This window comes from Variovorax sp. 20P10.2.4 (genome assembly GCF_058244205.1).
On the sequence record NZ_JBZAYE010000243.1, the window covers coordinates 1 to 10,085 of the forward strand.

At 70.6% G+C, this 10,085-nt stretch carries 11 protein-coding genes; 7 read left to right on the forward strand and 4 right to left on the reverse strand.

The features are described 5' to 3' along the window. Nucleotides 1–71: 71 nt before the first annotated feature. Nucleotides 72–431 carry a winged helix-turn-helix transcriptional regulator gene (locus tag AC27VN_RS21530; RefSeq protein ID WP_208510609.1) on the reverse strand — a complete coding sequence of 120 codons (360 nt, stop codon included), beginning with the start codon at nt 429–431 and terminating at the stop codon, nt 72–74. Nucleotides 432–545: 114 nt separating this feature from the next. Here AC27VN_RS21530 and AC27VN_RS21535 point away from each other — a divergent pair, with 114 nt between their 5' ends. Continuing rightward, entirely contained in the window at nt 546–1,427 is an 882-nt protein-coding gene (locus AC27VN_RS21535) for an NAD(P)-dependent oxidoreductase (RefSeq protein ID WP_490877836.1), read from the forward strand. Nucleotides 1,428–1,443: 16 nt separating this feature from the next. Here AC27VN_RS21535 and AC27VN_RS21540 read toward each other — a convergent pair whose 3' ends face one another. After that, nucleotides 1,444–2,571, reverse strand: coding sequence for an alpha/beta fold hydrolase (locus AC27VN_RS21540; RefSeq protein WP_490877837.1), 1,128 nt, complete (start codon nt 2,569–2,571; stop codon nt 1,444–1,446). A gap of 132 nt (nt 2,572–2,703) precedes the next feature. Between AC27VN_RS21540 and AC27VN_RS21545 the strand changes: the two genes are divergently transcribed. The 3 genes from AC27VN_RS21545 to lpxO all read left to right on the forward strand — a co-directional run bounded on the left by AC27VN_RS21545 (nt 2,704) and on the right by lpxO (nt 5,830). Next, entirely contained in the window at nt 2,704–3,393 is a 690-nt protein-coding gene (locus AC27VN_RS21545; RefSeq protein ID WP_057591573.1) for a response regulator, read from the forward strand. Next, nucleotides 3,390–4,826 carry an ATP-binding protein gene (locus AC27VN_RS21550; RefSeq protein ID WP_490877838.1) on the forward strand — a complete coding sequence of 479 codons (1,437 nt, stop codon included), beginning with the start codon at nt 3,390–3,392 and terminating at the stop codon, nt 4,824–4,826. Before AC27VN_RS21545 ends, AC27VN_RS21550 begins: the two co-directional genes overlap by 4 nt. Nucleotides 4,827–4,933: 107 nt before the next feature. Further along, nucleotides 4,934–5,830, forward strand: coding sequence for a lipid A hydroxylase LpxO (gene lpxO, locus AC27VN_RS21555; protein ID WP_093340613.1), 897 nt, complete (start codon nt 4,934–4,936; stop codon nt 5,828–5,830). 18 nt (nt 5,831–5,848) lie between these two features. Here lpxO and AC27VN_RS21560 read toward each other — a convergent pair whose 3' ends face one another. Next, a complete protein-coding gene (locus AC27VN_RS21560) occupies nt 5,849–6,532 on the reverse strand; it encodes a phosphatase PAP2 family protein (RefSeq protein WP_490877839.1) in 684 nt (227 codons plus the stop codon). A 99-nt stretch (nt 6,533–6,631) separates the two neighbouring features. Between AC27VN_RS21560 and AC27VN_RS21565 the strand changes: the two genes are divergently transcribed. Next, entirely contained in the window at nt 6,632–7,315 is a 684-nt protein-coding gene (locus tag AC27VN_RS21565) for a response regulator (RefSeq protein WP_093340609.1), read from the forward strand. Then, nucleotides 7,312–8,658, forward strand: coding sequence for a sensor histidine kinase (locus AC27VN_RS21570; RefSeq protein WP_398498923.1), 1,347 nt, complete (start codon nt 7,312–7,314; stop codon nt 8,656–8,658). The genes AC27VN_RS21565 and AC27VN_RS21570 overlap by 4 nt, the downstream gene beginning before the upstream one ends. On the opposite strand, the gene AC27VN_RS21575 is transcribed toward AC27VN_RS21570, so the two are convergent. Next, the gene (locus AC27VN_RS21575) at nt 8,659–9,780 is read right to left on the reverse strand and encodes an acyltransferase family protein (protein WP_490877840.1); all 1,122 of its coding nucleotides are present in this window, start codon (nt 9,778–9,780) and stop codon (nt 8,659–8,661) included. Nucleotides 9,781–9,864: 84 nt separating this feature from the next. Between AC27VN_RS21575 and AC27VN_RS21580 the strand changes: the two genes are divergently transcribed. Continuing rightward, nucleotides 9,865–10,085, forward strand: a 221-nt coding sequence (locus tag AC27VN_RS21580) for an oxidoreductase-like domain-containing protein (protein ID WP_490877841.1), incomplete at its 3' end; no start/stop codon positions are given.

The following is a 10,085-nucleotide window of genomic DNA, read 5'->3' on the forward strand; positions in this document are numbered from 1 at the left end:
CCATCGCGATCATCGTGGCCAGTGCGTTGCGGCGCGTCGGTTCCGAAAGCGTCGTCCTCATCCGATCTCCCTCAGCCCTGCCTGGCCGCTTCCGACTGCTTGCGCGCTGCTTCCACGCGCTTGGCGTAGCGGTCGCCCCAATCGGCGAGCGGGCCGAGCGCCGCGTTGAGCGTGGCGCCCAGCTTGGTCTCCGAATACTCGACGCGCGGCGGCACTTCGTGGAACACCTCGCGCGCGACGATGCCGTCGGTCTCGAGCTCGCGCAGCTGCTGGATCAGCATCTTCTCGCTGATGCCCGGCAGCATGCGCCGCAGCTCGCCGAAGCGGCGCGGCTGCAGGTGCAGCTCCCAGAGGATCAGCGCCTTCCATTTGCCGCCGATGACTTCGAACGCGGGGCCGATGCCGCAGACGTAGGGCTTCTTCGCTGCCATGCCGTTCTCCAATACTGACATTTTGGTAAGTACCGCACTTTATCGTAGGTACTTGACCATCGGGAGGTGCGATTTCTACCATGCAGCCATCGTCAATCCTTTTTGGAACACCCCATGAGCAGCAAGCAGAAGATCACCGTCATCGGCCTCGGTTCGATGGGCGCCACCATCGCGCGCCTCTACCTCGAACAGGGCCACGAAGTCACGGTCTGGAACCGCAGCGCCGACAAGGCCGCGCCGCTGGTCGCCCAGGGCGCGGTGCTGGCCGACAGCGCCGCCGCCGCGGTGCGCGCGAGCCACGTGGTGCTGATGTGCGTCTACGACTACCGCGCGGCCGATGCGATCCTCGGCGCCGAGGGCGTGGCCGCCGCGATGGACGGCCGCCTGCTGGTGCAGCTCACGACCGGCAGCCCGCAGGATGCGCGCGATGCGCAGGCCTGGGCGCAGCGCCACGGCGCCACCTTCCTCGAGGGCGCGATCCAGGCCGCGCCCGAGCAGATGGGCCAGGGCGACACGCCGATCCTGATGTCGGGCGACGAGCCGGTGTTCCGTGCCGTCGCGCCGCTGCTCGCGGTGCTCGGCGGCGGCATCGTCTACCTCGGCGAGAAGATCAGCAATGCCGCGGCCATGGACCTCGCGACGCTCTCGACCATCTACGGCACGATGCTGGGCTTCCTGCACGGCGCGCGCGTGGCCGAGTCGGAGGGCTTCGACGTGGCCGAGTTCGGGCGCATCGTCGCGGGCATCATGCCGACCTTCGCGGGCTTCCTGCAGCACGAGGGCGCGGTCATCCAGTCGGGCGACTTCAAGATCTCGCAGAGCCCGATGCGGATCTCGGTCGAGGCCACGCAGCGCATCCTGCAGACGGCGCGCGAGAGCGGCATCAACAGCGAGTTCCCGGCCTTCGCGGCCGGCCTGTTCCAGCGCGCCGATGCCGCGGGGCTCGGCGGCGAGGAGCTGGCCGCGCTGATCAAGCTGCTGCGCGCGCCGAATTGACGCCACCGGCCGGCCCTCAGGCCCAGCGCATCGCCTCGATGGCGCGCACCAGCTCGGCCTCGCGCTCGATGAAGAAGTCGCCGTGGCAGGCGTCCTCGAACACGATCTGGTGGTGCGTCTTCAGTGCCGCCATGAGGCGGGCCGCGTCGTCGACGCGCACGTAGCGGATCACGCGCAGGTAGGCCGCCGCGTCCTTCAGCGTGGCCGCATCCAGCGTCTCGGGCAGCGCGGGGAAGATGTCGCGGATGTCGCCCGGCATCGCGGTCACGACGAGAGCGGGCGCTCGCACCGGCGCGTAGTCGGGCGAGAAGGAATGGCTCGCGGTCTCCATCGCGGCGGCCACCGCGGCGGGCGTGTTGAGGCGCACGCTGCCGTCGGGCTGCAGGTCGAGCTGGTCGCGCAGGTTGGCCTCCAGCGGCGCCGACCAGTGGCGCACGGTGCGCCGCGCGTAGGCGAGCGCCGCCTCCATCGAGGCGCCGTCCTCCTCGCGCGGCACCGGTTCGCGGAACAGCCGGTTCTCGGGCACGGGCAGGCCGCCGGTGGCGGGGTCGCGCGTGTGGTCGAAGGTGGCATCGATGTAGACCAGCCCGCGCACGCGCTGCGGATGCCGGCCCGCGAAGCGCGTGAGCTCGTTGCCCGCGATCGAATGGCCCGCGAGCACCACGCGGTCGAGGCCGAGCCCGTCGAGCAGCGCATGCAGGTCGGCCACCAGCGTGTCGACCTCGTAGTGCTGGGTGGCGGTACGCACCGGCAGCGGCTTGTCCGACTGGCCATAGCCGCGCCGGCTCACCGCGATCACGCGCGCACGCGGCGCGAGCGCATGGGCCAGGCCGTCGAAGACGTAGGCATTGGCGCCCAGCCCCGGCAGCAGCACGATGGTCGGGCCGCGGCAGTTGTCGCATTGCCAGTCGCGCACGTGCAGCGAGACATCGTGCGCCACCTTCACGCGGCGGTCGGTCACCGACACCACGGTCGGGCCGGCGGGCGAAACGGCCGGCGGGCTGCCCGGATGGCTGCTGCCGCCGCAGCCGCCGAGGGTGACGAGGCCGCCGAGGCCCGAGAGCGAGACGGCCGAGGGCCAGGCCAGCGCGGCGCGCAGGAAGGCGCGCCGCGGCGGGAAGAAGAGGGGATGGAACCGGGGCATGGCGGGCAGTGTGGGCACGCGACCTGAAGCCAGCCTGTGGCCTTCATGAAGGAATCCTGAAGTCCTCGAACGCCGCTTGGCAGATACTTCCCGCTCCCCAGGTGCCGGGCGGCGCACCGCACGGAGACTGTCATGAATCTTTTGCTCGTGGAGGACGACCTCGAACTCGGCAACGGCGTGCGCATCGCGCTCGCCAACCAGGGCATGGACGTGGTCTGGGTCCGCCGTCTCGACGACGCCATCCGCACCCTCGACAGCGGTGCCTTCGACATGGTGCTGCTCGACCTCGGCCTGCCCGATGGCGACGGCATCGAGCTGCTGCTGCGGCTGCGCCGCGAACGCCAGATCCTGCCGGTGCTCGTGCTGAGCGCGCGCGACGCGCTCAACGACCGGCTGCGCAGCCTCGACGACGGCGCCGACGACTACCTGGTCAAGCCCTTCGCGCTGGCCGAGCTGTTGTCGCGCGTGCGCGCGCTCGCGCGCCGCAGCTATGGCTTCGACGACGAGACCATCCGCATGCGCGGCCTGGCGCTGCACGAGCCCACGCGCGGCGTGCTGGTCGACGGCCAGCAGGTGGAGCTCTCGCGCTGCGAGTTCGACCTGCTCGCGCTGCTGCTCAAGCGCACCGGCCGCGTGGTCACGCGCCGCGTGATGGAGGAACAGGTGCTGCCGGGCGGTCCGGGCATCGGCAGCAACTCGCTCGAGGTCCACATCTCGAACCTGCGCCGCAAGATCGGCCAGGGCTACATCCGCACCGTGCGCGGCATCGGCTACGTGGTCGACGCCCAGTCGCTGGCGCGCGCCGGCAGCCCACGCGCATGATCCGAACCGCGCTGCGCTTCATCGGGCGGGTGATCCAGCCCTCGCTGATGCGCAGGCTGGTGCTGGCGCAGATGGCGGTGGTCGCGGCGCTGTGGACGCTGATCGTCGGGCTGCTGTTCTACGACTCCTACAAGGACCCGGAGCTGCTGCGCTTCAGCAAGATCTACGAGAGCGTGGCGGCGATCGCCATCAACCTGGCCGACGACCCGAAGCGCCAGTACGACACCCTGCATGCCTTCGACCTCGCGCTGCTCGAGACCGCGAGCGACGGCAACGCCGAGTCCGACACCTCGCCGATGCTGCAGGTGTGGCAGCGCGGCAAGCTGATCTACCGCACCACCGATGCGGTGCCCGAGATCGTCAACAGCGTGCCCGACCTGATCGAGACGGTGCACGTGGGCGGGCGCGAATGGCGCGCGCGCACCCTGCATGCGCCGCAGTTCGACACCCGCGTGATGATCGCCGAGCCCGGCATCTGGCGCCTGGTGGTCAACATCACCTACCGCGGCTACTACCTGCTGCCGCTGCTGGTGAGCCTGCCCTTCCTGGTGGTGCCGGCCTGGCTCACGGTGCGGCTCGCGCTGCGGCCCTGGCGCCGCGTGAGCCGCGAGACTTCCGAGCGCGGGCCGGCCGACCTCACGCCGCTGTCGTACCGGCCGCCGCACCGCGAGCTGCAGCCGCTGGTGCAGAGCATCAACACGCTGCTGCAGCGGGTGCGCGACAGCACCACGCGCGAGCGCAGCCTGATCGCCGACGCGGCCCACGAGCTGCGCACGCCGCTGGCCGCGATGCGCGTGAACGTGGAGGCGCTGAAGGCGCAGAGCATCGATTCCGGGCAGCGCGAGCTGATGGGCAACCTGCTGCGCAGCAACGACCGCGCGACCCGGCTGGTGGGCCAGTTGCTGCAGCTCATGCGCAGCGACGCCGTGTCCGATGCCGCGCTGCCGGTGGCGCTGTCGCTCGATGCGCTGGTGCAGGACCGGCTCGCGATGATCGAGGGCGTGGCGCATGCGCGCGGCGTCGAGCTCGAACTGGCCTGCGCCGGCGAGGTGCCGGTGCTCGGCGAGCGCGAGAGCCTGGTGTCGATGGTCGACAACCTGGTGGACAACGCCATCAAGTACAGCCCCCGCCGCACCGTGGTGAAGGTGCAGGTGGCGCGCGAGCAGGGCCACGCGGTGCTGCGCGTGGTTGACCAGGGGCCCGGCATCCCGCCCGGCCTGCGCGAGCGGGTGTTCGACCGCTTCTTCCGCAGCCCGGGCCAGACCCAGAGCGGCAGCGGGCTCGGGCTGGCGATCGTCAAGTCGGTGGTCGACAAGCATGGCGGCACCGTGGCGCTCGAGACCGGCGCCGGCGGCCGCGGGCTGCTGGCGGTGGTGCGGCTGCCGCTGGCGGTCGAGGGGCAGGAGCAGCCGATGCTCGAGGGCCGCACTTGAGGCGCGGGGCCGTTTTCGGGGCCAAAACCCGCGTCAGGCTCGTTGAAGTGTGAAGAATTAAACTAGCGGGTGCTCTCCAGCGCTCTCCCCGAACAGGACACTCTCACATGAAGTGGGTCATTCTCGCCATCTTCGCGCTCAGTGCGCTCTACGTGCATTTCCGCGGCCAGGTGCGCCATCGTTTCTTCCGCCAGCTGTCGGACCACTCGACCTTCCTCGCGCCGCTCAACGTGTTCATGTACCTTTTCTCGAAGGTGCCGAGCACGCCCTACCTGTCGCCCAAGGAATTCCCCGAGATGCGCGTGCTCGAGGAGAACTGGGAGGTCATCCGCGAGGAGGCGCTCGCGATGCGCAACGGCGGCAGCATCAAGGCTTCGAGCCAGTTCAACGACGTGGGCTTCAACTCCTTCTTCAAGAGCGGCTGGAAGCGCTTCTACCTCAAGTGGTACGACGAGGCCCATCCCTCGGCCGCGGTGCTGTGCCCGCGCACGACCGAGCTGCTGCGCGGCATCGGCACCATCAAGGCCGCGATGTTCGCCGAGCTGCCGCCCGGCAGCCGGCTGGTGCGCCACCGCGATCCCTTCGCGGGTTCGCTGCGCTACCACCTGGGCCTGTGGACGCCGGGCGTGGAGGGCTGCTACATCGACGTCGACGGCCAGCGCTACCACTGGCGCGACGGCGAATCGGTGGTGTTCGACGAGACCTACATCCACTATGCCGAGAACACCACCGACCACGACCGCGTGATCCTGTTCTGCGACATCGAGCGTCCGCTCAAGTACCGCTGGGCCAGCGCCGTCAACCGCTGGTTCGCGAAGAACCTGCTGGCCGCGGCCAGCTCGCCCAACGATGCCGGCGACAAGACCGGCGGCATCAACCGCGCCTTCAAGTACATCTACCAGATCCGCGTGATCGGCAAGCGCCTCAAGGCCTGGGACAAGCGCGTGTACTACCTCGTGAAGTGGGCGATCTTCGGCGGCCTCGCGCTCTGGATCTTCTGGTGATGAAGGCCGGGCGCCGCCTCAGGCGCCCACCAGGATCAGCCGCCGCCGCGCCGGCCCGGTGATCCAGCTCATGAACCCCGCCAGCGCCGTGCCGCCGAGCACGTCGAGCAGCACGTGCTGGCGCGTGGCCAGCGTCGAGTAGACGATCCCCGCCGCCCACAGCCAGTTGAGCGCCAGCACCCAGCCGGGCGCGTCCACGCTGCGCAGCTGGCGCGTCATCAGCACGGCCGTGAACACCGCGAAGGACACGTGCAGCGAGGGGAAGGCATTGCCGCCCGCGTCGGTGCTCTTGAGGAACTGCAGCGAGGGGTACTGCGTCCAGTCGACCGCGAACACCGGCACCACGGTCGGAAAGAGCCAGAACACCGCGAGCCCGATGGCGGCCATCAGCGCCGCAGCCTGCGCATGCAGCAGCAGCTCGGCACGGTCCTTGGCCAGGGCCGGCGCCAGGCCCACGTAGAGCCACAGCGAGGCGTAGAGCGGCAGCGCGTCATCGCTCAGCGGCACCCAGTGGTCGATGGCCGTGAGCGGCATCGTGAGCGGCAGGCCGAGCGGGTGGTGCATGACCCAGAAATACAGCACGAAGAAGCCCGAGATGCCGAGCGTGGTGCCGAGCATCTTGGTGATCCAGAGCGTGGCGATGCGCCGCGCCAGCGCCGCGTGCCATGGGGTCCTGACGGGGCGGGACGAGAGGGGTGTCACCTGGGCTCCCTGGATGGATGAACCGGCCAGGGTAGGCGCCGGCATTGCGTGAACATTACGGGGTCGGATCGGGGCCGGCCTCTAGAATTCCCGCCCGATATGAGAATCCTGCTGGTCGAAGACGAAGCCGAACTCGCGCAGGCGCTGGCGGCGGCACTGCGCCAGAACCAGGCGGTGGTCGACGTGGCGGGTTCGCTGCGCGAGGCACAGGACGCGGTGCTCGCGGGCCAGCACGAGGTGATCGTGCTCGATCGCGGCCTGCCCGATGGCGATGGCCTGAGCCTGATCGAGTTCCTGCGCGCCAACGGGATCGCGGCCGCGGTGCTGGTGCTCACCGCGATGGCCGACATCTCCGAGCGCGTGCTGAGCCTCGACGGCGGCGCCGACGACTACCTCGCCAAGCCCTTCTCGATGGACGAACTGATGGCGCGCGTGCGCGCGCTCGCGCGGCGTCCCGCCTTGCGCGCCAACCCGGTCACCGCGCTGGCGCGGCTGCAGTTCGACCATCTGCAGCGGCAGGCGCATGTCGATGCGCAGAGCCTGCTGCTCACGCGGCGCGAACTGCTGGTGCTCGAGGCCCTGCTCGAGCAGCGCGGGCGCACCGTGCTGCGCGAATCGCTGCACGACCGCGTCTATGGGCAGGAGGGCGACATCCATTCGAACGCGCTCGACACCCACGTCTCGCGCCTGCGTTCCAAGCTCGACAAGGCCGGCGCCCAGGTCGAGATCCACGCCATCCGCGGCGTGGGCTACCTGCTGTGCGCGGCGCCGGGCGCCGCATGAAGCTGCTGTCGCTGCGCTGGCAGCTGATCTGGAGCCTGATCCTGTTGCAGGTGGTGGTGGGGCTGCTGGTGATGGGCGGCTTCATCGGCCTGGCCTGGGTGCTGGGCCGGGTGGTCGACGAAACCGGCGAGGAGACGGTGCGCGTGATCCGCGATGCGGTCGTGCGCGCGGGCGACGGCGCACTCGCGCTCGCGCCCACGCCCGAGTTCGAACAGCTGCGCGGCAACGCCGGCGCGGGCCTGTGGTTCATCGTGCGCGATGCGCAGGGCCACCAGCTCGTGCAGGGCGAGGTGCCCGAGCGCTACCTCGGCCTGGCCGGACGTTTCGACGGCATCGACCGCGTGTGGATCGACCTCGCCACCAGCAACGGCCAGCCGAAGGCGCGCTTCGAGCGCGTCGAGACGCGCGCCGGACCGGTCGCGATGATGGTCCAGACCGGCAGCCCGCTGTCGATGAAGAGCACGCTGCGCGGCACCGGCGTGGCCTTCCTGTTCCTGGTGGCGCCGATGGCGCTGGTCACCTGCCTCGGCGTGATCCTCGCGACGCCTTTCGTGGTGAAGCGCGGGCTCAAGGGGCTGATCGCCACCGCCGCGCATGCCGAGAGCATCGACGTGCACGAGCGCACCACGCGGCTGCCGCTCGACGGCGTGGCCGGCGAGATCCGGCCGCTGGTCAATGCCGTCAACCGCGCCTTCGACCGGCTCAACGAGGGCTACGACCGGCAGGAGCGCTTCCTGGCCGACGCGGCGCACGAGCTGCGCACGCCGATCACCATCCTGCAGATCCGTCTCGAGGGGCTGCCCAACGATCCGCTCAAGGTCAAGCTGATGCAGGCCTCGGCGCGGCTGGCCACGCTGGCCGAGCAGCTGCTCGACCTGCAGCGGCTCGATGGCGTGGTGGTGCAGGCGCAGCAGGTGGACCTGAAGGCGCTGTGCGAGCGCGCGGCGGCCGACCTCGCGCCGCTCGCGATCATGAACCGTTGCACCCTGTCGGTCGATGCGCCGCTGGCGATCGTGGTCGGCGGCGATGCGCCCTCGCTCGAGCGCGCGCTGACCAACCTGATCCAGAACGCGATCGAGCATGGCGGGCAGGGCTGCGACATCCAGGTGCGGCTGTGCGAGCCGTTCTGCATCGAGGTGCTCGACTCGGGGCCCGGCATTCCCGAGTCGGAACGCGAGCGCGTGGTCGAGCCCTTCCACCGGCTGGTGCCGCGCGGGCGCGGCGCCGGGCTCGGGCTGCACCTCGTGGCCGAGGTGGCGCACCTGCACCGCGGGCGGCTCACCATCGGCAGCAACGACACGGGCGGCGCGCGGATGCGGCTGGAGCTGAACCTCGGGACCTGATCAGGTCTTGCGCAGCCAGCGGTTGCAGGGCTCGGAGAAGCCTCGTGCCACCACCTGCCCCAGCAGTCCCGACACGGCCAGCAGCGCGAGGTACCCGAGCGGAATCCACGTCGCCGACAGGCCCGATTGCTGGAACCACCAGGCACCGGAAATCACCACGAACATATGGCTCAGGTAGACCTCGTAGCTGTGGCGCCCGAACCAGCGCAGCGGCGCCGCGGCCGCGCCCGCGCACCAGCGCCAGGGCTGCCAGTGCGCCGCCACCAGCAGCAGCGCGAGGCCCAGCTCGAGCAGCGTGACCTGCAGGCCGAAGCGCGTGAGGCCGAGCTGGAACACCTCGCGCCGGAAGCAGAACACGCCCGCCACCAGCAGCGCGCCCGTGGCCAGCAGCAGCCGGCGCACGATGGCCGAGGGCGCGCGCGGCACGCGGTGCGCGAGCAGCGCTGCGAGGCAGCCGAAGGCGATGCCGTCCATGCCCGAGAGGTAGGCGTGGTCCTGCCACAGCTCGTTGTCGCTCCACACGCTGCGCGCCAGCGGCCCGAGCGCGATCGGCACCAGCATCAACAACGCGAAGCGGCGCTCGCCGCGCGCGAGCAGGCACAGCCATGGAAAGTTCAGGTAGAAGGCCTCCTCGACCGAAAGCGACCACAGCACGCCCCAGGGGCCGGGCAGGTAGCCGACCTGCGCCTCGAGCCAGTTGAGGTGCAGGCCCAGTGCCGCGAGCAGCGCGCGCGGCAGCGAGACCTTCGTCGTGTCGAGCGCGAACCAGGCGCTGCCCGCGAGGTGCAGCACGCTCAGTACCGCGAGCAGCAGCACGAGGCTCGGCAGGATGCGCGCCGCGCGCAGGCGGTAGAAGGCACCGGGCGGCACGCGCGACAGCGTGCCCCAGCGGCGCAGCGACGCGCTCGTGATCAGGTAGCCCGACACCACGAAGAACGCGATCACCGCGTAGTAGCCGCTCCTGAACAGGATGCCCTGCAGGCGCGGCCCGAGCGCCTGCGCGAGCTCGGGCGGACCGAAGGGCAGGCGCAGGTTCGCATGCAGCAGGATCACGAAGACCACCAGCAGGCCGCGCAGCAGGTCGACGTGCGGCAGACGGGGCAGGGCATCGGAGCGGACCATCGCGGCGATTCTGCGGACGATCGCCCGCGCGGCCTGAAGGGCTGCTGAAGCACCGACAATCGCGCCTCGACCGCCCCGCACCGCATGCCCGCTTCGCCTTTCGCCGACCCGGCCCTTCTCGCCACGCCGACCGACCTCGCCAGTGCCCAGGCCCTGATCGCGCGCATCGCGCCGCTGCTGGCGCAGCGTGGCCTGTCGATGCGCGCGCCCCCGCCCGAACCCACCACCTGCTGCGGGCGCGGCTGCAACGGCTGCGTCTGGGAAGGCTGGCTCGCGGCGGTCGCCTACTGGCGCGACGAGGCCTC

Bases quoted from the DNA above. Each gene is read 5' to 3' on its own strand.
- AC27VN_RS21530 (WP_208510609.1), bottom strand. From the start codon at position 431: ATGGCAGCGAAGAAGCCCTACGTCTGCGGCATCGGCCCCGCGTTCGAA.
- AC27VN_RS21535 (WP_490877836.1), top strand. From the start codon at position 546: ATGAGCAGCAAGCAGAAGATCACCGTCATCGGCCTCGGTTCGATGGGC.
- AC27VN_RS21540 (WP_490877837.1), bottom strand. From the start codon at position 2,571: ATGCCCCGGTTCCATCCCCTCTTCTTCCCGCCGCGGCGCGCCTTCCTG.
- AC27VN_RS21545 (WP_057591573.1), top strand. From the start codon at position 2,704: ATGAATCTTTTGCTCGTGGAGGACGACCTCGAACTCGGCAACGGCGTG.
- AC27VN_RS21550 (WP_490877838.1), top strand. From the start codon at position 3,390: ATGATCCGAACCGCGCTGCGCTTCATCGGGCGGGTGATCCAGCCCTCG.
- lpxO (WP_093340613.1), top strand. From the start codon at position 4,934: ATGAAGTGGGTCATTCTCGCCATCTTCGCGCTCAGTGCGCTCTACGTG.
- AC27VN_RS21565 (WP_093340609.1), top strand. From the start codon at position 6,632: ATGAGAATCCTGCTGGTCGAAGACGAAGCCGAACTCGCGCAGGCGCTG.
- AC27VN_RS21570 (WP_398498923.1), top strand. From the start codon at position 7,312: ATGAAGCTGCTGTCGCTGCGCTGGCAGCTGATCTGGAGCCTGATCCTG.
- AC27VN_RS21575 (WP_490877840.1), bottom strand. From the start codon at position 9,780: ATGGTCCGCTCCGATGCCCTGCCCCGTCTGCCGCACGTCGACCTGCTG.